This window comes from Mycolicibacter icosiumassiliensis, assembly GCF_900078685.2.
GTDB classification, from domain to species: Bacteria; Actinomycetota; Actinomycetes; order Mycobacteriales; family Mycobacteriaceae; genus Mycobacterium; species Mycobacterium icosiumassiliensis.
Genome location: NZ_LT546166.1, coordinates 2,722,628 through 2,746,346, shown reverse-complemented (window position 1 = coordinate 2,746,346; position 23,719 = coordinate 2,722,628). Strand labels below are relative to the sequence as shown.

General features: G+C 66.7%; 15 protein-coding genes. 2 read left to right on the top strand and 13 right to left on the bottom strand.

The genetic code is table 11. The annotated features are described in order from the left end of the window. Nucleotides 1-54: 54 nt before the first annotated feature. From BN4346_RS37075 to BN4346_RS37060, 4 genes are all read right to left on the bottom strand, one after another. Complete coding sequence (locus BN4346_RS37075) at nt 55-840, bottom strand: alpha/beta hydrolase (RefSeq protein ID WP_067973306.1); 786 nt, start codon at nt 838-840, stop codon at nt 55-57. Between the two features lie 79 nt (nt 841-919). Continuing rightward, on the bottom strand, nt 920-1,759 hold the full coding sequence (locus BN4346_RS37070; RefSeq protein ID WP_067973274.1) for an SDR family NAD(P)-dependent oxidoreductase: 840 nt from the start codon (nt 1,757-1,759) through the stop codon (nt 920-922). After that, a complete protein-coding gene (gene cmrA, locus BN4346_RS37065; RefSeq protein ID WP_067973271.1) occupies nt 1,756-2,562 on the bottom strand; it encodes a mycolate reductase in 807 nt (268 codons plus the stop codon). The genes BN4346_RS37070 and cmrA overlap by 4 nt, the downstream gene beginning before the upstream one ends. Before the next feature lie 429 nt (nt 2,563-2,991). Further along, nucleotides 2,992-4,611: a hypothetical protein gene (locus BN4346_RS37060; RefSeq protein ID WP_154677602.1), complete on the bottom strand. Its 1,620-nt coding sequence runs from the start codon at nt 4,609-4,611 to the stop codon at nt 2,992-2,994. Nucleotides 4,612-5,018: 407 nt separating this feature from the next. Here BN4346_RS37060 and BN4346_RS47725 point away from each other — a divergent pair, with 407 nt between their 5' ends. After that, the gene (locus BN4346_RS47725; RefSeq protein WP_154677601.1) at nt 5,019-5,297 is read left to right on the top strand and encodes a hypothetical protein; all 279 of its coding nucleotides are present in this window, start codon (nt 5,019-5,021) and stop codon (nt 5,295-5,297) included. A gap of 21 nt (nt 5,298-5,318) precedes the next feature. On the opposite strand, the gene BN4346_RS37055 is transcribed toward BN4346_RS47725, so the two are convergent. The 5 genes from BN4346_RS37055 to BN4346_RS37030 all read right to left on the bottom strand — a co-directional run bounded on the left by BN4346_RS37055 (nt 5,319) and on the right by BN4346_RS37030 (nt 10,965). Next, nucleotides 5,319-6,677 carry a cytochrome P450 gene (locus tag BN4346_RS37055; protein WP_067973266.1) on the bottom strand — a complete coding sequence of 453 codons (1,359 nt, stop codon included), beginning with the start codon at nt 6,675-6,677 and terminating at the stop codon, nt 5,319-5,321. Between the two features lie 744 nt (nt 6,678-7,421). Next, a complete protein-coding gene (locus BN4346_RS37045) occupies nt 7,422-8,930 on the bottom strand; it encodes a hypothetical protein (protein WP_067973262.1) in 1,509 nt (502 codons plus the stop codon). A gap of 80 nt (nt 8,931-9,010) precedes the next feature. After that, entirely contained in the window at nt 9,011-9,757 is a 747-nt protein-coding gene (locus BN4346_RS37040; RefSeq protein ID WP_067973260.1) for a nitroreductase family protein, read from the bottom strand. Next, complete coding sequence (locus BN4346_RS37035) at nt 9,750-10,253, bottom strand: DUF2505 domain-containing protein (protein ID WP_067973257.1); 504 nt, start codon at nt 10,251-10,253, stop codon at nt 9,750-9,752. Before BN4346_RS37035 ends, BN4346_RS37040 begins: the two co-directional genes overlap by 8 nt. 13 nt (nt 10,254-10,266) lie before the next feature. After that, nucleotides 10,267-10,965 (bottom strand): flavodoxin family protein, encoded by a 699-nt coding sequence (locus BN4346_RS37030; protein WP_078058666.1) that lies wholly within the window; start codon nt 10,963-10,965, stop codon nt 10,267-10,269. Between the two features lie 217 nt (nt 10,966-11,182). Here BN4346_RS37030 and BN4346_RS37020 point away from each other — a divergent pair, with 217 nt between their 5' ends. Next, complete coding sequence (locus BN4346_RS37020; protein WP_067973254.1) at nt 11,183-12,013, top strand: class I SAM-dependent methyltransferase; 831 nt, start codon at nt 11,183-11,185, stop codon at nt 12,011-12,013. On the opposite strand, the gene BN4346_RS37015 is transcribed toward BN4346_RS37020, so the two are convergent. The 4 genes from BN4346_RS37015 to BN4346_RS49935 are packed head-to-tail and all read right to left on the bottom strand — an operon-like array spanning nt 12,006 to nt 23,545. Next, a complete protein-coding gene (locus BN4346_RS37015) occupies nt 12,006-13,262 on the bottom strand; it encodes a phthiocerol/phthiodiolone dimycocerosyl transferase family protein (RefSeq protein WP_067973249.1) in 1,257 nt (418 codons plus the stop codon). The two genes, BN4346_RS37020 and BN4346_RS37015, sit on opposite strands and share 8 nt — an antisense overlap. Before the next feature lie 25 nt (nt 13,263-13,287). Next, nucleotides 13,288-17,691 (bottom strand): type I polyketide synthase, encoded by a 4,404-nt coding sequence (locus BN4346_RS37010; RefSeq protein WP_268811482.1) that lies wholly within the window; start codon nt 17,689-17,691, stop codon nt 13,288-13,290. After that, the gene (locus tag BN4346_RS37005) at nt 17,688-23,126 is read right to left on the bottom strand and encodes a type I polyketide synthase (RefSeq protein WP_067973247.1); all 5,439 of its coding nucleotides are present in this window, start codon (nt 23,124-23,126) and stop codon (nt 17,688-17,690) included. The genes BN4346_RS37010 and BN4346_RS37005 overlap by 4 nt, the downstream gene beginning before the upstream one ends. Beyond that, complete coding sequence (locus tag BN4346_RS49935; RefSeq protein WP_407695083.1) at nt 23,126-23,545, bottom strand: acyl carrier protein; 420 nt, start codon at nt 23,543-23,545, stop codon at nt 23,126-23,128. The genes BN4346_RS37005 and BN4346_RS49935 overlap by 1 nt, the downstream gene beginning before the upstream one ends. Nucleotides 23,546-23,719: the final 174 nt, after the last annotated feature.

The window sequence follows — 23,719 nt, the reverse complement described above, 5'->3', positions numbered from 1 at the left end:
CCTGACCCGGCATGGCTCCGGTCAGCCTGTTAGCCGGAGGGCTGCTAGCCGGCGCTACAGGCCGCGGTCGCCGAGCCAGCCATGGATTCGTTCGGCCACGGCCTCCCAGCCCGGCTCGAGCATCATGTTGTGTCCCATGTCGGGGAAGAACTCCGCCTCGGTGCGGTAGGCGCGCGCCGTCGCCTCGACCTCCTTGTGGGTATGCGTGCCGTCCAGGTCTGCTCCCAGCACCAGTAGCGGCGTCGTCACCCGGTCCGGGTGCGGCAAGTTCAGCAGTAGGCAGTCGATGCTGACCCGGGCGCTGTCCTCTTGTAGTCGCGCTGCGCATTGCACTACCCGCTCCTCAGGAGTCTCCACGGAGAAGAATTTCTCTCGGGCCAACGCGGGCGTATTGATGTAGGGCAGCGACCTTCCGGTGATCACCATCTTCATCGCATCCCACGGGTGGTTACGCAGCCAGCGCAGATTCGACCCGAAATTCCCCTGCGGGGGAATCGACGACATCAGGACTCCCGCCGGTGACGGCCGATTCTCGAGGTACTTCTGCACGATCAGTCCGCCCATCGAATGCCCGATCACCACCGGTTGCGCCGGCAGGGTTTCGGCAACCGATCGGATGTCCGCGACATAATCCGCGACGCTGCACGTTCGCAGAGACTTATTGGTGGCACTGCCACCATGGCCCCGAAAGCTGAGCGCCAGAGCACGGTAACCCAGATCGGCGAAGTAGCCGAGGAAGTTCTCGTCCCAGCACCAAGCCGCATGCCAGGCGCCGTGGACGAACAGCAGCGGAACGGGATGTGCGTCGCTGACGCTGCCCTTGTCGATTACCTCAAGCACCACACCCCTCCCCTCGTCCTTCACCCACCCAGGGTTCCGTATGGCCAGCCCTCCATCGAGCACCAGGCATGTCGACGTATCAGTACGCCGGAGGAGGAACGAACCGCGCTGCCATTGGCGGGACGACACGCTGGTAGGCGGACCCGGTGAGACGTACCAGCAGATCGAGGATCTTGGTATCGGGACCGATCAGGATCCGAGGTTGGTCGCGACGGACCGCACGCAGGATGACCTGCGCGGCACGCTCCGGTGAGGTCGTCCAGGCGCGTTTGTCATACCTGCTCACCAGATCGACCTCGCCGAGGTGTTCGGCAACCCCCATGCTGTCGATGAACGAGGTCTTGGTGCCGCCCGGATATACCGCAGTGACTTTCACCGGGCGCTTAGCCAGAACCATCTCCTGACGCAATGCTTCGGTGAACCCACGCACGGCGAACTTCGCGGAGTTGTACGCGGCCTGACCGGGCAGCGCGAACAACCCGAATGCGCTCGAGACGTTCACCACGTGGCCGTCGCCAGAAGCGATCAGGTGCGGCAAGAATGCCTTCGTTCCGTTAACCACGCCCCAGAAGTCGATGTTCATCACCCGCTCGAACTCATCGAACCTGGTGATCTCGACGTCGCCGAAGAACGCAATGCCGGCGTTGTTGTAGATCTGGTTGACGCTCCCGAAGTGCTCCGCGACCCTATCGGCGTAGTCAAGAAATGCATCCCGGTCGGCTACGTCGAGCGAGTCAGAGAGCACTTCGGCGCCGACGGCGGTCAGCTGCCGTTGGGTTTCGGCGAGCCCGTCGGCGTTCACGTCGCTGATCGCAACCCTGGCCTCGGCGTGGGCCAGCTCCATGGCCAGAGCCCGGCCGATCCCCGAACCGGCCCCGGTGACGACCGCAACTTTCCCGGCGAAACCTCGCGCCCTCATAGTCCGGCGAGCTGCCCGTAGACACGGCCGATGATCGGCACGCTAATGCGGCGCGGCGCGTACTGGTTGGTGAGTGACATGATCTTCGCCGGACCGCCCGGAACGACCCGGGTCTTGTTGCGCGCCAGGCCATCCAATGCAGCCTTCGCCGCATGTTCACCCGAGACCCAGAGATAATCCGGGACCAGCCTGCTGCTGGTCGCTTCATCCACCGACTCCACCGTGAAGGTCCGCACGGGACCGGGCGCCAGCAGTGTGACGTGCACGCCCGATCCGCGCACCTCGTGGTGCAGTGATTCGCTGAAGCTGTTGACGAAAGCTTTCGTGGCGGCATAGGTGGCGTTGTTGGGAATCGGCGCGTTGCCCGCGGTCGAACCGGACATCAGGATGCCGCCGGATCTCCGCTCAAGCATGCCGGGCAGCACCGCCAACACCAGGTCGTGCACGCCCGCGGCATTGAGCTGCACCAGCGCACGCTCCCCTGCCGCGTCGAGCTGCGCGACCGGCCCGATTGTTGCGGCACCGGCGTTGGCGCACAGAACCGAGATATTGCGGGTCGCCAGCTCGTCTCGCAGTTCGGCTCGCTGGGCTGCGTCGGCGAGGTCGGCGGGTCGGACCTCGACCGTGACATTGTGCCGGTCCGTCAGCCGGCCGGCCAGGTCGTTGAGTAGCTCTTCGCGCCGGCTAGTGATGATCAGATTGTGACCACGGGCCGCCAGCTCTGAAGCCAATGCCTCGCCGATGCCGTGGGACGCGCCGGTGACTACTGCGCGCGCATCTGGATGGGGAACGGGTAATGACACACGCCGCAGTGTACAGCGCGACTGCCCCCACTCCTGGTTGACGTTGGGGTGCGGGGTGACCAGGCCGCTTCTGCGGCCGCGTAAGTCACGTCAAACTCGACGGGCGTGAGCCTGCCGAGGACTCGTTGGCGACGCCGGCGGTTGTATCTGGTATCGATCCAGACGACGCGATCGTCATTGTCGACGACGGGTGAAAACGGCCCCCGCGTCGGGGTCCGAATTTTGACCACCGCGACGGATCCTCGGCTCAGTCGAGCCGAGTGGAGCAGTCTGGTTGATCCACCGGTACTCCCGCATATGGTCGGTGACAAACCGCATCGCCCGGCCCCCGAACCCGTCGTCGTATGTTGACCGTCTCGTGGAGTGACGGCCACGGGGTGGGGAACGATGTGCAGGAAAACCCGTCAAACCTGGGAGTGACCGCTGGCCCTAGGCGGAGAGGCCGAACAGACCGTCGAGCCCCCAGTGACCAAGCAACGTGTCGTACTCCGGCACAGACGCGTCCGCCGGCGCAGCGCCATCGCCGGTGTAAATGGGCTCATACCCCAGGAAATCTGCCACCTTGTGGACGAAGTCCTGCACCCCGAGATCTTTCATCAGGTTGATAAGCCACTGCATCTCATCGGAGATCGGCGTCGAGATCGGGGTATCGAGCGAGCCGGGCGGATTCGCCGGTGACGGGTTGCCGAAGTTGAACAGCTGCCGAAGGACCTCGGTGTACTCGATCTGGTGGTTGGTGGGTGCGTTGACCGACCCCCAGCCTCCCGGGGTCCCGCTGTCCACCTTGGCTTCGATGGCCGCCAGCCTGAGCCACTCCTCGATCGAGGCATTGCCCGGCCACAGCGCATCCAGGCCCTTCACCAGTGACGGCAGCTGCAGCCAGACCGGAATCTCGCACTGCCCCAGGCAGACCACGCTGCCGGGCACCAACGGGTCGAAGCCGATCAGCAGACCGGCCAGCAGGGTTTGCACGGAGCGGGCCATCTCCTCCAAGGTCGGCAGATCGAACCCGTTCAGGTAGGACTGCATGCTCTCCGGAGTCTGCTGCAGTTCGTTCCAGAACTGCTGGAACGGGTAGGCCAGATCCATCTTCCAGGTCAGGCCCTCCCAGGGCATCAGGTTGACGCCGTTGCCGTTGGCATTGAGCACCGGGTTACCGTCGTGATCGAGCAACGGGTGAGTGCCGACGGTGCCCCAGAGCGGGTTGTCCGGCACCTCACCGTTGACCCCAACGCCCTGCGAGGGATCGATCATGCCAGCGCCCGGGCCGGTGATGGTGCCATGCACCGGATCCGGATCATAGTTGTCGCTGGTGATGTGCGGGAATGTGTAGCCGTTCAGAAGGTCGCTCAGCGGCACCTTCGACCAGTTTTCGATCAGCGGGAATTTCTGGAGACCCGTCATCATCGCGATGAACCAGATGAACATGTCGATCCCGCTGACTCCGGTGATCGGAGTCGACGGAATCCCCGGCGCGCTCCAGTCCGCATCGCTGGAGGCGTTCACCGGAAGCTCGGCATTCATCCACAACGTGATCTGCTGCCCGAGACCCAAGTGGCCCAGTGCGGCCTCGTTGGGGTCAAACGGCCTCACATAGCCGGGGTCACCCGGATGCAGACCCAGAGCACCACTCGGGTCGAACGGCAGGCCGTTGTTGCCGACCCCCGGTGCCGCATCGCCGATCCCGGAAATCGTCCTGAACGGAAACAGCATGTCGATGATGCCCATGAAGTGCAACGGGTCGCCCGGGTCCTCACCCCAGATGTTGGTGGCGCTGGCGCCGAACCAAGGACCGCTCGAAATCAACGAGTTACCCAGTACCTGCATTCCAGCGAACTCGTTGGCAGGAATGTTGACCAACTGCTGGAACAGATTCAGCGGTACGTTGAGCAGCGACTCGCCGCTCATCAGGTTCGCGGCTCGCTGCACGGCGGAGGACTCCACCACCCACGGCGCGGGAGTTAGCAGTGGCGTAGCGGCGACGAGACCGGACGCGGCCATCGCAATGCCCAATCTGACTTGCTCACGTCGTCGTGCAGCAGCAGACATGCGTGTTCCTCCCAGAAATCACAGAGTTGTGGTGACTGGGGTGAAAACTACCCGAAGAGTTACCGAAGTGCGACTTATGTAGTTCTGATGTGCCCTGGGTGGCAGGAGTCGGTTTGCTTGCCTTCGGGCCACGACGTCCGCCCACCGAAGGATCCGTTGTCCGTGCCCCAGCGTTGTCCCGAGGACTTCCGCCAGATCTACAGCTGGCGAAAACAAGAACTCACGAACTCATCGACACGAGCCGACTACCACCCATAGCGACACCAACCGCCGTCCGCGCAGGCAATGCGTCATGGGGCGGCCGACCGACCATTTCCGCGCCGGGCATACCGTGCACACGGCTTCACCCAAGATGGCCCGAATCACTTGTGAGTCAACGACATTCCGCAAACACGTCGCGCAGGGAGGTGCCCACCGAACACCGCGCCCACGAGGACAAGGCGCATTACGCGGTAGTGCTCAATACGTCCTCCCGGCGGGTCGTCGGCTGGTCGATCGACTCGCACCAGACCGCCGCACTGGCCACCAACTTTTTGAGCATCGCCATCGCCAACTGCGCCAGCTTCTCCGCCGGGCTAGACGAGCGGCACCGCTGCAATGCCTGCGACAAGCTCAGTGCCGCAAATACATTGGCCCCAAACAGATCGGATTGCGGCCGACCGCGATCCAGCTCATCGCGCCGGTGACCAACGTGACCGGCTGGGCGTTCATCTGGCGCCGATGGCCCCGAAGTGCGCCACCCGCAGGTCCGGATCCTCTTCGACGAGCACCAATTCAATTGGCAGGTGCTCCAGCCCGCGCATCGTCGCATTGACCATGTAGCGGTACTCCCCGTCCAGCCGGATCGCCTTGACGCGCTGGATTAGCTGCGTCAGCACGCGGCTGACCTCCATCCGGGTCAGGTGGGTGCCTAAGCAGTAGTGCGCACCGCTGCCGAACGCGAGGTGGTCGGTCGGATTGCGGTCAAGGTCGAAATCATCCGGATCCGGGTAGTGACGTGGATCGCGGTTGGCGGCCGCGTACAGCACCAGTACCCGCGCACCGGCCGGGATGGTGTGCTCGCCGACCGGATAATCGCGGGTCGCGGTGCGGTAGAACCCCTGAACAGGGGAGACCAACCGCAGCTGTTCGTCGATCGCCGGGCGGATCAGCTCTGGGTTCTCGCGTAGCCGTGAGTAGACGTCCGGACGCTGTGCCAGGGTTAAGAACAGGCCGGATATCAGGTTTGTTGTGGTCTCGCTGCCGGCTCCAACGAGCATCGACGTGGTCCAGAACACCTCGTCATCGGAGAGCGTGCTTTCCCCTGCGGGAGCCGCCAGCATGGAGATCAGGTCGTCACCCGGTGCGGACCGACGTGCCTTGATCATCGGGGCGAGGTGGCGGTACATCGCGATGACCGCCTGGCTGGAGCGCATGTTCATGGCGATGCCGTGCGGAGTCAGCGGCGCGAACGCGGCCTCGTTGATGGTGTCTGCCCAATCCAGGAACTGTTGGCGGTCTTCCTCCGGTATCGCCAGCATCATCGTGATCAACCGGTTCGGGAGCGGTTTGGCCAGGTCAGCCACGATCTCGACCCGCTGGCGGCGGATCATCGCGTTGACCAGCTCGTCGGCAGCCCGGTTGACGTGAAATTCCCACGACTTCATCGCTCGGGGGGTGAAGGCCCGAGACACCGAATGGCGCAGTCGAGTGTGCTCCGGCGGGTCGGTGGCGTTCATCGTCTTCAGTCGGACCCGGAAGCGGGCCTGGCTCTCTGCCGAGGACAACGCATCGTTGTCTCGCAGAGCCTGTTTGACCTCGTCGTAGCCCGGAATGATCCAAATGCCGCGCTTGCGGCTGTACCACACCTTCGACCCGGATAGCAGCGCGCGGTATCCGGGGTAGGGGTCGCGCATCGTCTCGGGTGCGAACGGGTCGAAGTCGGTCAGCGGGGCGGTCTCGCGTCCGGTCAGGGCGTACCGGTAGGCGGTAGCTCGATCGCGGGCCACGCCGATCAGCCCCTGGGTGCCGATCTTAAGCAAGCTGGCGCGAAATCGAATCCGGCGCGTCACTTCCGTCTGATCCATCTCTGGCAAGCCCCTTGTCACGATCGTCGCTGGCAGCCTCGCCAGGCCACCGGGGTGATCGGTGTGGCTGCATCGCGCAGCGTACAGGTAGCTCGGCGCCAAGTGGCAAGTAACGGTCGATGTGGTCGTGCTGGCTTCGAGCGGGCTGGTCCAGTGGTTTGCGGTCGAGCCACCCCCTTTCGTAGCCGGTCATATGTGCTCGGGGTGGCACGAATTCGGTTTGCTGAACTTCGGGCCACAACGCCCACCCACCGAAGGATCCGTCGTCCGTGCCCCAGCGTTATCCCGAGGACTTCCGACCGCCGCGAAGTACTCGATCTGGTCGCCGCCGGCCCGCCAGATCGCCGCCGATCTGGCCATCAAGGACTAGACGATCGGCGGCTGGCGAAAGCAAGAAATCACGAACTCACCGACACGAGCCACTACCCGTACCTGACCGCAGCGAGCACGCCACAATGACGGCTGCCAACAAGCACCACCATGGCTGCAAAAAGGACTGGCCGAAACAGATGCCGCGCCAACCGCTGTCGGGACTCGGATCGGACTACCACCCATTAGTGACACCGACCCCCGCCCGCGCAGGCGCCGTGAGGTGGCCGACCGACCAGATCCGTCCCGGGCATACCGCCCAAAATGCGCCGAATCACTTGTGAGTCAACGACATTCCTAAGAAAGCTATCCCAGCCGCAGCGATTGCAGCGATTGCCGGGCTGATGCTCTAACGGTCGGGTCTGGCTCCCCGGCTCAGAACCCCAGACCGGCGAACAGCGAGGCGAGCCATTCTTCGATGGTGTTCGGCGGTACGGCGTCGATCAACCAGTTGGGGTCACTGTAGTCGATCGGCGTGTAGTGGAAAGCGGACGCGAGGGAGCCGACGAAGTCCTGCACGCTGGTGTCATTCACGCCCGGAACGAGGTCCTTCTGCATCAGATCGATCAAGGCCTGAGCAGTTGGGCCTACCGGGAACTCAGTCGGGGTATTCACGCCCTCCGGCGCCTGGTTTGGAAGCGGGTTGCCGAGATCGAACTGGGCGCGAATCCCCTCCATGAACAAGTTCGAAAAGTTAACTGAGGTCTGCACCGGGTTGTTGGTCATACCGAACGGGTTGGCCAGGTCACCGGGGCCGGTACCCGGGGTGTTATACAGCTCAAGCCAGTGCTCGATTGAGGTGTTTCCCGGCCACAGCTCGCTGATGCCCTGAACAATCCCCGGCATGCTCAACGCATCCGGGATGGAACCGCAGACCTGCAGGCAAAGCGGGCTGCCCACGACGAACGGGTCGAAGCCGACGACCGAACCCGCAGTGAGGTTCTGCAGGGCCCGGCCCAATTCGATCAGGTCGGGCAATTGGAAGCCCTGCACGTACGTGTTGGGGTCGACCGGAGCCTGCAAGCTCTGCCAGAAGTGTTGGAAGGGATACGCCAAATCCAGTTTGAACTCTTGATTGGACCACGGCATGAGTTGGATCACGTTGCCGCCGGCGTTGAGGACGGGGTTACCGTTGGCGTCCAGCAGCGGGTGCGTGCCAGGCATCTGGTAGACGTCGTCGGTGGGAACCGCCCCGTTCTCGCCGACACCGGCGCTGGGGTCGACGACGTTGCCGAATGTGTACCCGTCCTGCAGATCAGACAACGGGACTTTGAACCAGTTGTCGATCAGCGGGAACTCCTGCAGCCCGGTCCAGATCATCGTGTTCCACAGGCCCGAGTCGAGCGGGGCATAACCGGTGATGGGAGCGATCGGAATCACCGGCCCGCTCCAGTCGGCATCACTGGATGCACTGACCGGGAGCTCAGCGTCCAGCATCAGGGCGATCTGCTGGCTCAGGCCCAGATGGCCGGCCGCCGCATCATCCCAATTGAAGTCGCCATATCCGGGGGCCGGGTCATCGATCCCGGAAATCGCCGGGAACGGGAACAGCATCTGGGTGATCGCCATGAAGCGCCCCCCGTCGCCCGGGTCCTCACCCCACAGGTTCGTGGCGCTGGATGTGAACCAAGTCCCGCCGAAAAACATCGCGTTGCCCAGGTTCTGAATCGCCTGAATCTCGTTGGACGGGATGTTCACGACGTCCTGGAACAGGTTCAACGGGACGTTGAGCAGCGAATCCGCGGCGAGCAGGCTGGCCGCGCGCTCCACACTCGCTAGTCCCGGGAGCGGCGCGACGGCAAGTGCCTGGCCGGCGACGATCCCGGCGACGGCGGCGGCAACGCCCCCCTTGACCTGACGACGGTTGCAGACGGCAACATACATCGTTCTTCTTCCCCCCAGAAGTGAACCAACGTGCGACCACAGGTTACCCCGAGGTTTGCGAAAACGCGACCTGAGAAGACCTATGCGTCTTCTGCGTCTTCAAGGTCTCGGCGGTGCAACCACTCCCGGTTGCCATAGCCGTCGAGGTGAGCGACCTCGCCGACTGGCTTGCGGGTGGTCGGGCCGTAGCGCCCACGGGGCCAGCCCAGCGGAACGATGCAGCACGGCGTGACCCCGTGCGGCAGGCCCAGGACGCGCCGTACGGCGCGCTGATTCCACAGCGGAAGGGTGATCAGTGACGCACCCAATCCCATGGCACGGGCAGCGAGCAGCAGATTCTGAACGCTGGGGTAGATCGATCCCCAGTAGGCGGATTCGGCGATGTGCGGCATGCGCACAACCGGCAACCGGCCCTCCCGCGCCCCCAACCGCAGGCAGGCCACCACGAGCACCGGGAGCTCGGCGAAATGGTCGATCTGCCACTCCATCGCCCGGGCAATGCCGGCGATCGATTCGTCGGTTTTGATTTTTCGCCGTAACACCACGCCGCGCTGAATCTTCCACGCCTGCCGATAACGCTTCGCCAGTTCTTCTTTAACGCGGCGATCCTTCACGACGATGAATTCCCAGTTCTGCCCGTCATTTCCGGTCGGGGCACGCAGCGCCAGCTCGATGCACTTGAGCACCACGGCGTCATCGACCGGGTCGGAGTACACCCGCCGTATCGCACGCTGGGTCATCATGGCCGCACCCAACGGCATGTCCAGCCGGGCCAACGCCTCGGTCGTTGTCGGCACATGCGCGTACGGCGACTCAGATTCAGGCATTTTCACCCAGCCAGGTCGTGGTGAACCGTTGAATTTCCGGAATGCCTTGCGAGAATTCCCGGGCAAGAAAGCTCTCGATGGGGCCACCCACCAATGGCACCTTGAACCGGATCGTGCCGTTGAGCGCCAGCCTCGAGCCGGTGCCGTCGCGTTCGAGCACCGCGATGCCGCTCCCCGACCCCGGGGCACCGGTCACCGCGACCGTGATCTCACCATTCACCCGTCCGTCCTCGGCCGGCGTCCATACCTCGGTGGTGACGATGTTGAGGTCGCCGCGGTACACCTTGGCCAACATCCCGGGCAACGCGCCGTGGCGCAGATCCTCGGTCACCACGACCCGAATACGGCCGTCCGCATCGACATCGAGGGAATCGAGGGTCTTACTTCCGCCGAAGGCCTCAAGCCGGGCCTGCCAATAGGACCGGTCCCCGAAGGCACCGTGGACCTGTTCGACGGATGCCGGTGAGGAGAACGTCACCTCAAAGGAACGGGGCATTACCGCTGACCTCTCACTTGCCGAACAACCGGCTCACCAGGCCCGCGGCGAACTTGCGGACCCGGTCGAGCTGTTCGGGCTGGACGTTGGTGGGTGGCAGGCGCAGGCCCAGGTAGCGCTCCCGGTAGCGGCCGCTGCCCAGGTAGCTGGTCAACGCCAGCATCGAACGCAGCGGGTCGCCGGCGTAGGTGAGGTGAATCTCATCCTGATAGCGACCGCCGCACTCGTCGGCGAGCCGACAGACCTCGGCATAGTTCTCCTGCCAGAACTCGCGGCACACGGTGAACACCACAAACGGCTTGCCGTCCAGAAGCTTTCGGGCCTCATCCGTTTGCAGAAATGACCTGATCGGCATGGCGGGCGCCTTCCACCAGGTCGGCGAGCCGATGCAGATCAAGTCGTAGTCGCCGTCGCGCACCGCGTCCGGAGTGCGGATCTGTCCCGTCTCGCCGCGCTGCTGCGCCTTGAGCACGCTGAGCATGTCCGGCCAGACCCGGCGCAGCGGGAACTGCGCGAAACGCTGGGAGTAGCGCGGGTCGGTGAATTCGATACCGGCTGTGACCACCTCGCAGCCCCGCTGCGCGAACACCTCGCCGGCAGCCTCGAGCACCTTGCGCGATTGCCCGGAGAAGCTGTAGTACAACAACAGGATCCGCGGCGCTCGTCCGTTGCGCTCGCTGGCCTCAACCGCCATCTGTGCCTCCTGGTTCATGCGACGGTCCCAGCTTCGGCTCTCCTCCGTCGAGCCTCGCTGAACCGCCGGGTTCATGCGACGGTCCCAGCTTCGGCTCTCCTCCGTCGAGCCTCGCTGAACCGCCGGGTTCATGCGACGGTCCCAGCTTCGGCTCTCCTCCGTCGAGCCTCGCTGAACCGCCGGGTCCGACCGTGCGGTGCATCGACTGCCCGTCAAGCGTATTAGGCTCGCCGACGTGGCAGACAAGATCCCCGTCGACCTGCACGGCGCCGCGGCAACCATGCTGACGACGCTCTACCTCAAGGCACTCGACGCCGATTTCGACTCCCCGGTGCTGGGCGATCGGTACGCCAAAGCGGCGGTCGAGCGTATCGACTTCGACTGGGACGCACTCAAGGCTCCCGGCCGCTGGGCGCCCCTGGTGACGGTACGCACCGCCCAATACGACATCTGGGCGCGTCAGTTCCTGGCCGCCCACCCGGATGCGACGGTCATTCACCTCGGCTGCGGTATGGACGCCCGGGTCTTCCGGATCGATCCCGGTCCCGAGGTGACCTGGTACGACGTCGACCAGCCACCGGTGATCGCGTTGCGCAAGCAGGTGTACCCCGACCGCCCGGGTTACCACCTGGTGGCGACGTCGGCGACCGACCCGTCGTGGCTCGACGACGTTCCCACCGATCGCCCGGTCCTGCTGTTGGCCGAGGGCATCAGCATGTACCTGTCCGAAGCCGACGGTGTGGCACTGCTGCAAAGCATCGTCGACAAGTTCCCGGCCGGCGAACTGCAGATCGACTTCTACAACTGGTTCGGTATCAAGACCCAGAAGAGCCATCGGCTGCAACGACAGTCCGGCGCCACGCTGCACTGGGCGGTCAACGATCCCGCCGACATTCTGGGCAAGGTCACCGGCATTCGGCTGCTGGCAGCCGCGAATTTCTTCGACGCGGAGACCTTCAGCCGAGTACCGGCCGGATTCCGGCGATCCAGCCGGTTGGCCCGGGCGGTGCGGCCGCTGCGCGGAATGCTGCAGTATCACCGCTACGCCTTCGGCCCGGTCAGCTGACGCCGGCGGCGTGCTGATCGGCGATCTCGCACAGCAGCGCGCGAATCGCCTCCACCGAGCGCTCAGGCGCCGGCCCGTGGGAGTGATATTCGATGTTGAGCTGCCCGGAGAAGATCTGGGTGAAGTAGATGTCGATACCCGCACTCACGGCGAAGTACAGCTCGCCGTGTGTCGTGGTCACCTCGACGCCCGGTGGCGTCCGCACCGGCGGAACCAGACCGTTGTTGCTCAGCACGACGACGTCGGGCAGGCCCGGCGGGTTTCCGACGTACTGCGGGCTGAAGTGCAACCGGGACTGCTGAATGACGCCCTCGTCGAGGTCCTTCTGGAAGTTCGCGGCGATATCGCGAGCCATCTCGACCAGATCGGTCTTGGCGTCGACCTCGGCGAGGTAGGTGGCCAGCCCGATCGGGTTGGTGCATCCGGTGGCCGAAACCGGCGGTGACAGAAAGTATCTCAAGTCGACGGTGTAGACGTAGGGCACCGGGATACTCAGCTTGCCGCGCAGCTGCCATTCGGCGATCAGCACCGCGGCCGACAGCACCGCATGCAGGCTCAGGTCGTGGGCCCGGCCGAACGCGACCACGTTGTCGGTCTGGCTTTCGGTCAATCGGCACGACGCCATCGGCACGAGCACCGGCGACGACGGCGTCTCCTGCCCGACGGCCCGCCGGGTCGGCGGCAGGTCGTAGGCGAACAGCGCCGGCATGAACCGTTCGATCCCGGAGCGCTGCTGCTTGGCGATCCCCCGATCGGCCAGCACCGCTTCGACGGACAGTGGAGCGGGTTCAACGTTGATCGCACCGATCCGGCCGGTGGTGACCAGGTCGGTATAGAAAGACAGCATCTCCTCGATCAGCGCGTACATGTGGTGACCGTCGGCGACGGCGTGGTGCACGTACAGGGTCGGCTGGGCCTGCCCGTCGCGGATGATCACCCGCATCGCCACCAGCGACTCGCTCTGGTCGAAACGCGGGGCGGGCGGCTGCGCGTCGGGCCCCTCGAGTTCGATGACCTCGATGCCGTCGGGCATCAGGTCATCGGTGACGAACTGGTGGCGCCCGTCGGGCAGTCGCTCCAGGCGCCCGGTGAGGATCGGATGCGCCTCCAGCAGCGCCTCGTAGGCCTCCGAGAGCAGATCGATGTCGACCGGACCGGTGACGTGTGCGGCGAGGCCCACGAAATTGTGGGTCTCGGCCAGCATCTCCTCACTGATCGCCAGCTTCCTAATGACCGACGTGGCAAACACTTTCGGTTCTCTCCTAAATCAAAGGCTAAGACAGCTCGACCAAGGTCATTTCGTCTTCGCCTTGCGAGGCCAGGTCCTCTTCGGCGAGGGCCGCGCGGACCAGGTCCATCACCGCCGCGGAGAAACCGTCGGCGATCGCGCGCACCACCGACTCCTCGATCCGGCGGCTGTCATGCCACCAATCCAGGTACAGCACACCGCCGGTGCGATAGGCCCGCAGCTCCAGCGCGTGCCCCAGCCCCGGGATCGCCTCACGCACCGGCATCGCGGTATCGGGGTCGAACTGGACGGGAGCATCGCCGAGCGATGGCGGCTCGGGAATCGCGCCGACGTAGGAGAAGTACACATCGGCAGGGGCAACCGAGCCGAACAGTCGCGCGGTCGGCGCGTACAGGTAGCGGAGCAGGCCGTAGCCGATCCCGTAATGCGGTACACCGTCCAACGTTTCGTGGATCGAGTCCAGCAGCTGCCGAGCACTTGCCTGGCCGTCGGCGGAGCAGCCCAGCGCAACCGGGTAGAGCGTGGTGAACCAGCCCACCGTACGGCGCAGATCGACGTCGGGCTTGAGCACCGAACGGCCCGCTCCCCCCATGTCGACGGCGAGAGTGCCCTCGCCGACCGCCGAGGCCACCGCCCGGCTCAGCCCGGCCAGCAGGATCTCGTTGATCGGCAGCCGCAGCCGCCGACGCGCATCGTCGATCTCGCTGGTGTCGGCGGCGGGCAGCGTCGTGGTGAGCTTGGACAGATCGGCCGCGGCCGGGGGCTCGGCGACATCTGCGGCCAGCCGCAGGGTCGCCGACTTCGTTGTCTTCAACCAGAATTCGCGGCTTTCCAGCACCGCCGGGTGGGTTACAAGTCCGGCGCAACGCTGCGACCACTCGGTCCATCCGACCCCGACCGGCTGCAGTTCGATGTCGTTGCCGCCCAGCTTCTGACCGAAGGCGGTGAAGATATCGGTGACCAGGATGTCGCGGGAGGCCTCGTCACCGACGGTTGCGTGCAGGCTCAGCGCGAGGTAGCACAAGTCACCTGAGGCGCCCCGGATGTAGAGCGCCGTCAGCGGCGGGCTGGACAGATCCTGGTCGCGGATGTGCTCGGTCAGCAGCGTGCGCACCGCATCGCGTTCCGCCGTCATGCCCTCGGGCAGCGAGTGGGTGCTGATCTCCCCGAACTCGCCGGGTTCGGCCACCTGCTGTTCCCAGGTACCGGCCCGCTCGGTGATGCGCAGCCGCAGCGCGTCGTGGTGGTTGACCACCGCGGTCAATACGGCTCGGACGTCGTCGACGGAGACGTCGGGCCGCAGCCGCAGGATCAGCGGGATACGCCAGCGACCGTGTTCGCGGACACCGTTTTCCAGGAAGTAGGTGATGTTCGGCGGTAGGGGCGGGTGCTCCACCTCGCCGAGCGACTGGCGGCCCAGTCCGCCGGCGGTGTAGCGGGCGGTCAGTGCCTTGGCCAGCGCCACGACCGTCGGGTTGTCGTAGAGGTCCTGCGGGGTGAGGTCCAGCCCCTCGTGCGAGGCGGCCATGGCGACGCTGATCGCCACCAGCGAGTCACCGCCGACGTCGAAGAAGTTGGCGGTGCGGTCCACCGAGCCGACACCCAGGCACACCGCCCAGATCCGTTGCAGCGTCGCCTCGATAGAAGTGCCGCTGGAACCGCTGGTGCCGTTACCGCTGCCCTGCTCGCCCGCGGCGCCGCCTGCGGCGCCCGTGCCGGACACCCAGGTGGCGCCGGCATTGTGCTCAAGCCAATGCCGTTGGCGCTCAAACGGATAGCCGGGGACAGTGACGCGCTTGGGTTGATAGTCGCCGCGCAGCGGTGACCAGTCCACCTCAACACCGGCGGCCCACAGTTGGCCGAGCGCCAGCAGGAAGGTGTCGCGATCGTCGCGGTTCTGGGCGTGATGGCGCATCAAACGGACGGCCCGATGTCCGCTCGCGAACTTCGGGTTGCGGGCCGCCGACGCGGTCAGGGTGGCCCCCGGGCCGACCTCGACCAGGACACGGTGCGGGTCGTTCAGCACGGTGTCGATCTCGTCAGCGAACCGCACCGTGGCCCGCACGCTGCGCGCCCAGGTCGCCGGGTTGGTCGCCTCGCTGGGCGCCAACCAGGTGCCGGTCAGGTTCGACAGCAGCGGGATCTGCGGCTCGTGCAGGGTCTGCCGAGACAGGAACGCGGTGAACTCCGAGATCATCGAGTCCATCAGGCGGGAGTGGAACGCGTGCGAGGTCCGCACCCGGCGCGCGTTGATCCCGGCTTGCTTAAGCGCGTCGGAGAACACCCGGATGTCGGCTTCGGTTCCGGCGACCACGCAGCCGTCCGGGTCGTTGACCGCGGCCAGGTCGACATCACCGGTGAGATAAGCACCGACCGCGTCGGCACTGATCGGTACGGCCACCATGACGCCGCGCGGCGCGGCGTGCATCAGCCGGGCCCGCATCGCCACCACCTTGATCGCGGTGTCGAGGTCGAAGACACCGGCCACGGTTGCGGCGGCGTATTCGCCGATGCTGTGACCGACCAGCGCCGCTGGACGCACGCCGTAGCTCTCGACCAGCTTCGCCAGCGCGTATTCCACGGTGAACAGCGCCGGCTGGGTGCGGTCGGTGCGCTCGAGGTCACGCGAGGTGCCCTCGAAGATCATCGCGCGCAGGTCATAGCCCAGCTCCGCCTCGAAACCGGCCACGCAGCGGTCGAAGTATTCGGCGAACACCGGCTCGTTGTCGTAGAGCCCGCGCGCCATCCCGATGTGCTGGGCACCCTGTCCCGGGAACAGGAACACCACCCGGTCGGTCTCGGACGCGTCCGCGCCGAGGTCCACGCCCTCGCCGATGAAGACGTTCTCGCTCTCCTCGGCACCCAGCACCGATGCTGCGTCGGCCCGATCGGCGACGACCGCGGCCAGCCGCAGGTTGTGCGGGTGCCGGCTGGCCAGCGTGTAGGCCACATCGGGGAGGTTGGGCGCTTCGCCATCCTGGCCACCGGTCAGCTCAGCGGCCAGATCGATGCGTCCCTGCGCCAGCGCTTCGGCGGTACGTGCCGACAGCAGCAGCACCTCGGGGCCGGGCTTGGGCGCCGGGACGAGAGCCTCTTCCTGAGGCCATTCTTCGACGATGACGTGCGCGTTGGTGCCGCCGACACCGAACGAGCTGACCCCGGCGCGCCGGATGCCGTCCCATTCCCACGGCCCGTACTCGCCGCGGATCCGGAACGGCCCGTCCTCGAGGTGTAGTTCGGGGTTCGGGCTGGTGTAGTGCAGCGTGCCGGGAATCGCCCGGTGCTTGAGGCACAGGATGGTCTTGATCAGGCTGGCGATACCGGCCGCCGACTCCAGGTGCCCGATGTTGGACTTGACCGAGCCCACATAGCAGGGGCCGGACCGCTGTTCCTCGGAGACCGCGAAAGCCTGTCGCAGGCCCTCGATTTCGATTGGGTCACCCAGCGGGGTGGCGGTGCCGTGCGACTCGATATAGCTGATGGTGGACGCGTCGACTTCGGCGACCGCATGCGCCTCGGCGATCACGTCGGCTTGGCCCGCTGCGGTGGGCGCGGCGTAGGTCATCTTGGTGCCGCCGTCGTTGTTCAGCGCCGAACCCCGGATCACCGCGTGGATCTGGTCACCGTCATCGACGGCCGCGTCCAGCGACTTGAGCACCACCACGCCGACACCACTGGAGAAGATGGTGCCGTCGGCGCGCACGTCGAACGGCCGGCAGTGCCCGCTCGCCGAGACCATCGAGCCCGGCTCGTGCCAGTATCCGACGTGGTGCGGGACCCGTAGCGACGCCCCACCGGCCAGCGCCATGTCGCATTCGCCGTTAAGGATGCTCTGGCAGGCCAAGTGCAGTGCGACCAACGCCGACGAGCAGGCCGTCTGCACCGACAGTGCCGGGCCGTGCAGGTTGAGCTGGTGGGCCACCCGGGTGGCCAGATAGTCCTTGTCGTTCTGCAGCGACAGGTTGACCATTTCGAAGCTGACGCCCTGGCCGATGATGAGGTTCGGGTCGTAGTGCGACATCAGGTTGTGCAGCAGGTAGCCACTGGTGGTGCTGGTCCCGTAGACCCCGACAGATCCCTCGATCTCGCCGGGCCGGTAGCCGGCGTCCTCCAGGGCGTGCCAGGCGGTCTGCAGGAACAGCCGGTGCTGTGGGTCCATGGTGCGGGCGGCCAGCGGGGTGAAGCCGAAGAAGCCCGCATCGAACTCGTCGATGCCCTCCAGCAGCGCGGCCCGCCGCACGTAGTTGTGGTTCGCCAGTGCCTTGTCGCTCACACCGCTGGCGCGCAGCTCGTCCTCGGACAGCGTGACGATGGATTCGGTGCCGTTGCGCAGGTTGTTCCAGAATCCGGTCAGCGTGCGAGCGCCCGGGAAACGCCCCGCCATGCCGACAACCGCGATCGCGTTGGGCGGCACTTCATTGTTGGTCACGAACGATCTCCTACTTTTCGCCGTGCCGCGGCCCGCTGACGTGCCGCGGCACGCTGCTGAGCGCGGCTACGAACGTCGCTTGCGCCGTCGGTCGCCCCCTCCTGCTCGGCGAGGCCGAGTTGGCGGGCCAGGTCGGCGGCCAGGTCGGTCAAGGAGGCACCCTGCAGCAGCAGTGCCACCGGGGGCTCCGCGCCGAAGTCACCGCGAACGGTGTTACGGATGCGCACCGCCATCAGTGAGTCCATGCCGAGCTCGGTCAACGGCCGAGCAGGATCGATGACGCTGCCCTTGGGGTAGCCCATGATCGCCATGATCCGCGAACCCAACCGTGCGACAACGGCTGTGGTGGCCTCGGCGGCGCTGAGCTGCTTGAGGCCTTCGGGACCGGGCCAGTCGTCGTCCTCGTCGTCGAGGTCAAGTTCTTCGGCCAGTGTCGCGAAGTACCCGAGTTGCTGTAGTTCCGGGAAGGCCGCGGCCACCCGGTCCAGGCGCAACCGCGCCACGCCGACCCGGGACAGGTCGCCGCCGAGAATCGCCTCGAGGGCCTCCATGCCCTCGTCGGGGTTGATCGGGTCCAGCGCACTGAACTTGAGCTCCTGGGCGACCCCGACGCCGGACCACTGGCCCCAGTTGATGGTGATGGCCGGCAGCCCGGCGGCCCGCCGCCACGCCACCAGGCCGTCCAGCCAGGCGCTGGCCGCGGCGTAGGACGCCTGACCGGGTGCGCCCAGCAGCGACGAGGTCGAGGAGAACCCGACCCACCAGTCCAGGTCCTTGCCGAGAGTCGCGTGATGCAGGCGCAGCGCGGCTGTGGCCTTGGGCGCCCACACCCGGCCGAGCGTCTCTTTGTCGATGCCGACCACGATCTGGTCGTCGATGACGGCGGCGCCGTGGATGACACCGCGCAGCGTGAGCCCGGTCTGTTCCGCGGCGGCGACCAGGCTCTCGGCCACACCCGGTGCGGCGAGATCGCCGGAGACGACCGCGATCTGGGCCTTTTCCTCCAGCTCGGACAGCACGGCGCGCTGCTCCTCGGAGGGCTGCGAACGGCTGTTGAGCACAATCCGCGCAGCACCGCGGTCGATCAGCCACCGGGCGACGACCAACCCGATCCCGCCCAGGCCGCCGGTCAGCACGTAGGCGCCGTCGGACCGCACGATCGGGGCGCCGTTCGGTGTCAAGTTCGCACGCTTGAGCCGTTCGGCGTAGCGGTGCTCCCCGCGCCAGGCCACCACGTCGTCGGTGCTCGCCAGGCCCAGCTCGGTGATCAACGTCGCCGCCGGGTCCGCCGACGCGTCCAGGTCGACCACGCCGGTGTGCAGGTCCGGGTGCTCGTAGGCCAGCACCCGCACCAGTCCCTTGAGGCCGCAGATCGACGGGTCACCGTGCTCAAGCGTCTCGTCGACGCCCACGGTCAGGCCGTTGCGGCCGACCAGCCACAGCCGCGGCGCGGTGCCGTGCCAGCCGCCGACGATGGTGCGCACCGTAGCGGCGACCGACCAGGCCAGGTCACGACCGCGGGCCGGCGCATCGCCGGTCGCATCTCCGGTTTCCAAGCCGTCAAAGGCATTACGGGCCGCCAGCACCACCACCCCGACCGGCGGCCGGTCCGGGTCGTCGGCGGTCTGTGCGAACGCTTCCCGTACCGCGGCTTCGTTGGTCAGGTCCGCGGTGATCACCCGGCGGTTGTCGGAGCCGAAGCGGGCGGCGAAGTCGGCTGCCAGCGCTTCGGTTTCGGCGCCGTCGGTCAGCACCAGCCAGCTGCCGTCGGCGGCCGCCGGCGGCTGTGCGGGAGCGGGCGCGTCGACCCATTCGGTGTCGAAGATCTTCTGGGTCAACGGCAGCGGCACGGTACGGCGCTGCACCCGCTGCAGATAGATCCCGGACAGCTCGGCGGTGACTGTCCCGGTGTCGTCGGTCAGGGTGACCCGGCCCAGGATTCCGCCGTCGTCGTGGCTGGTCAGCTCGGCGTGCCCGCGGGCTCGGCGGCCCACGTCGCCGAACACCCGGATGTTCTCGACCGCCACCGGAAGGTAGGTGGCCTCTTCCATTCCGGCCGAACCCATCAACGACTCGTCGGGCAGCGCCGCGGCCAGGCACTGCAGGGCCGCGTCCAGCATCACCGGGTGGATCCGGTAGCCACGGTGGGCGGTCGCCTCGTCGGGCAGCACAATCTCGGCCTCCGAGGCGCCACCGGGCTTGCGCACGATCCGGGTCAGTGCGGCGAACGCCGGCCCGTGCTGCAGACCGGTGCGGCGCAGCGCCGTGTACAGGTCGGCAGGTGACAGCGCGGTACCGCCAGCGGTGGGTGCCGGGCGCTGCGCCGCGGCGGCGGGCTGTGCTGCCGCGGCGCGGGCCACGGCGTGCCGAGACCAGCTGCCGCCGGCCGGGCGGGAATGGATCTCGATGCGGAGTTCGTCGGAACCGTCGGCGTCGTGCAGCAGCCGGGTGGTGACCTCGGTCCGCTCGTCGACGCGCAGCATCTGCTCGACCTCGACCCGGTCCACGGCAACAGCGGACGGCGGCAGGCCCAACGCCTCGCCGGCCGCGGCCAACGCAATCTCGGCGAAGCCGGTGGCCGGCATCACGACCTGGCCGTGCACCTTGTGGTGGGCCATCCATGCGACGAGGTCGGTGCCCACGTCGGCCTGCCAGACGTGGCCGTGACCGGACGGCAGTTCGACGTGGATACCCAACAGTGGATGTGCGTCGGCGCTGTGGCGGTTCGCGGCGACCGGCGCCGCCCAGTACCGGACGTGCTGCCACGGCCGTGGCGGCAGGTTGGCCCGGCCGATCCCGCCGTCGGGTTGCGGCGCGTCGGAGGACGGCGGCGCGACGGTCGCCAGATTGGTGTGGAAGCTCAGCGCCTCGGGCTGGTCGCGCAACAGGGTGCCGCTCACCACACTGTCACCGGCGGGCCGCGCCGTTTCGAGGTTGCCGTTGATGGCGTGGCTGAGCAGCGGATGCGGGCTGACCTCGATGAAGGTCGCGTGCCCGGCGGCGGCCGCGGTCACGGCCTGGGCGAACCGCACCGGGTTGCGCAGGTTGTGCACCCAGTAATCGGCGTCAAATGTCGGTGTGTCGCTACCGGTTTGCCCCACGGTGCTGATCAGCGGGATCTTCGGCGCCGACGGCTTCAGGTCGGCGAGCGTGGTCCGCAGCTCGCCCAGGATCGGGTCGACGGTGGGGTGGTGCGACGCCACGTCCACCTCGACGCGCCGGGCCAGCTTGCCCTGGGCGTCGACGATCGCGACGACCGCGTCGACCTGGTCGGGCGGGCCGGCGATCACGGTCTGCTGCGGCGCTGCGTACACCGCCACGGTGATGTCGGGGTGCTGGGCGACCAGCTTCTCGGCGGCATCGGCGTCCAGCTCCAGCAGGGCCATAGCACCTTGGCCGCTCAATCGGGCCATCAGCCTCGACCGGGTGGCGATCACCTTCAGGCCGTCGGCGGGGCTCAGCGCACCGGCCACCACGGCCGCGGCTACCTCCCCCATCGAATGCCCGATCACCGCGTCCGGCTCGACGCCGTGGGATCGCCACAGCGCCGTCAAGGCCAGCTGCATGCCCACCAGCACCGGCTGGATGCGGTCGATGCCGACCACCGGCTCGCCGGATTCGAGGACCTGACGCAGCGAAAATCCAACCTGCGCAACGAAATCAGGCTCCAGCTGATCGACAGCGGCGGCAAACGCCGGCTCATCGACCAGCAGTTGGCGGCCCATGCCGGCCCACTGGGATCCCTGACCCGAGTACAGAAAGACGGTTCCCTTACCACGCAATGCGGCGTGTGTGCCGACCACTCCGGGGGCCGGGTATCCGCCGGCGACCGCCCGCAGCCCGGCCAGCGCCTGCTCGGTGTCGCGTGCGCAGACGGTGGCGAACTTGGCGTACCGGCTGCGGTGGTGGTTGAGGGTGTGGGCGATGTCGGCCAGCGGGACAGCGGCACCCGGGCCGGCGAGCCAGTCGGCCAGGGTGGCAGCCCAATCCGCCACCCGCTGTTCGGTTTTGCCCGAGATCACCAGGGTGGCGACCGGTTCTGCCGAAGCCGGCGCGGGCACCGGGTCGGGTCCCTGCTCGAGCACTACGTGCGCGTTGGTTCCGCCCAGCCCGAACGATGACACCGCGGCACGCCGCGGGCCCTCGGCCGCCGGCCACGGCGTCATCTCGGTGGGGACGAACAGCCGGGTCGGGGACGGGTCGATCGCCGGGTTCCACTTGGAGAAGTGCAGATTCGGTGGGATCTGTCCGCGTTGCACAGACAACGCAGCCTTGATGAAGCCGGCAATCCCGGCGGCCGCCTCGAGGTGGCCGATGTTGGTCTTGACCGCGCCCAGCGCACACTTGTCGGCGCCGCGCCCGTAGACGTCGGCCAGCGCCTCGAACTCGATCGGATCGCCCAAAGCTGTTCCAGTGCCGTGGGTTTCAATCAGGTTCACCGAGTTCGCTGCGACGTCGGCACTGCGCAACGCCCGACTGATCGCGTCGATCTGGGCAATGGTGTTCGGCGCGGTCAGGCCATTGGACTTGCCGTCCTGGTTGATCGCCGAACCGCGCACCACCGCCAGCACCCGGTCGCCGTCGCGGATGGCGTCGGTGAGGCGCTTGAGCACCACGATCCCGGCGCCCTCGCCGCGGACGAATCCATCCGCGCCGGCGTCGAAGCTGTGGCACCTGCCGCGTGGCGACAACATTCCCCACTTGGCCATGGCGATCTGGGTTTCCGGGCGCAGGATGAGGCTGACGCCGCCGGCCAGGGCCAGGTCGCTCTCCCGCATCCGCAGGCTCTGGCAGGCCATGTGAATGGTGACCAGCGACGATGAGCACGCCGAGTCCATCGCGACCGCGGGACCCCGCAGGCCCAGCAGGTAGGCGATCCGGCCTACGGCGACGGCGTGGGCGTTACCGGTGGCCGAGTAGCCGTCGATCGCGTCCGGGTTTGCTGCCGAAATCCCTTGGTATTCCGTGTAATACACGCCCATCATCACCGCGGAGCGGATGCCTGACAGGGTTTCCGGCGACATTCCGGCGTGTTCGAGGGCCTCCCAGGCGACCTCGAGCATCAGCCGCTGTTGCGGATCCATGGCCTCGGCTTCGCGCGGGGAGATTCCGAAGAAGTCGGCGTCGAATCCGGCGACATCGGAGATGAAGCCGCCCCACTTCGACGACATCCGGCCCGGCGCAAGCGGGTCCGGGTCGTAGTACTCGTCGGCGTCCCAGCGATCCGCGGGGATTTCGGTGATGGCGTCGCGCCCGGTCTCCAACAGGTCCCAGTAGGCGTCCGGGCCCGAGGCGCCACCCGGGAAGCGGCAGCCGATCCCGATGACCGCGATCGGTTCGGCGGCGGCGATCCGCGACGCCTTGTCGAACTGCTCGGTCAGCGCCCCCCGTTTGTCGGCGCCCATCGCCGACATCCTGTTGAAGATCGTCGTCATCAATAAATACCGCTCTCGCTACCGGTCGAAGCCGACTCGACCTGATCGAACAACTCATCCAGCACACCGCCGGATGAGCCGAACCCCAAATCATCGTCGTCTTGCCCCGCGGTGCTGTCCGGGTCGGTATAACGCGACGCCAGCAGTCCCACCAGGTGCGTCGTCAACGCTGAGATGCTGGGGTGATTCCACAGCATTGACGCCGACAAATCCACCCCAACCACCTGTTGTGTCTCTTTCAGAACCGTCATCGCGATCATGGAATCGAGCCCCATCTCGGGGAACGGCTGATCCACATCGATCGCTGACGCAGATGTCCGAAGTTCGCGGGCCAGGATAGCTTGCAGCCGCACCGCCAGCACGTCGCGCCGCTGATCGGCGGGGATGGTCGACCAGTCCGGCACCGGGCGCAGCGGCATCGACCGCCACTCCGGCTTCAGAGGCCTCGCTCACCAGATCCTCGAAGAAGGTCAGATCCCGGAATTCCGGCGAGGTGGCGACCGCACGGTCGATACGCAGCCGTCCCACCCCAATCCGAGCCCCGATCAGGCCGGAGTCGGCACCCAGCACGGCGTCCAGCGCCTCGACGCCTT

Bases quoted from the DNA above. Each gene is read 5' to 3' on its own strand.
- BN4346_RS37070 (WP_067973274.1), bottom strand. From the start codon at position 1,759: ATGAGGGCGCGAGGTTTCGCCGGGAAAGTTGCGGTCGTCACCGGGGCC.
- BN4346_RS37060 (WP_154677602.1), bottom strand. From the start codon at position 4,611: ATGTCTGCTGCTGCACGACGACGTGAGCAAGTCAGATTGGGCATTGCG.
- BN4346_RS37055 (WP_067973266.1), bottom strand. From the start codon at position 6,677: ATGGATCAGACGGAAGTGACGCGCCGGATTCGATTTCGCGCCAGCTTG.
- BN4346_RS37045 (WP_067973262.1), bottom strand. From the start codon at position 8,930: ATGTATGTTGCCGTCTGCAACCGTCGTCAGGTCAAGGGGGGCGTTGCC.
- BN4346_RS37040 (WP_067973260.1), bottom strand. From the start codon at position 9,757: ATGCCTGAATCTGAGTCGCCGTACGCGCATGTGCCGACAACGACCGAG.
- BN4346_RS37035 (WP_067973257.1), bottom strand. From the start codon at position 10,253: ATGCCCCGTTCCTTTGAGGTGACGTTCTCCTCACCGGCATCCGTCGAA.
- BN4346_RS37030 (WP_078058666.1), bottom strand. From the start codon at position 10,965: ATGAACCAGGAGGCACAGATGGCGGTTGAGGCCAGCGAGCGCAACGGA.
- BN4346_RS37005 (WP_067973247.1), bottom strand. From the start codon at position 23,126: ATGACGACGATCTTCAACAGGATGTCGGCGATGGGCGCCGACAAACGG.
- BN4346_RS49935 (WP_407695083.1), bottom strand. From the start codon at position 23,545: ATGCCGCTGCGCCCGGTGCCGGACTGGTCGACCATCCCCGCCGATCAG.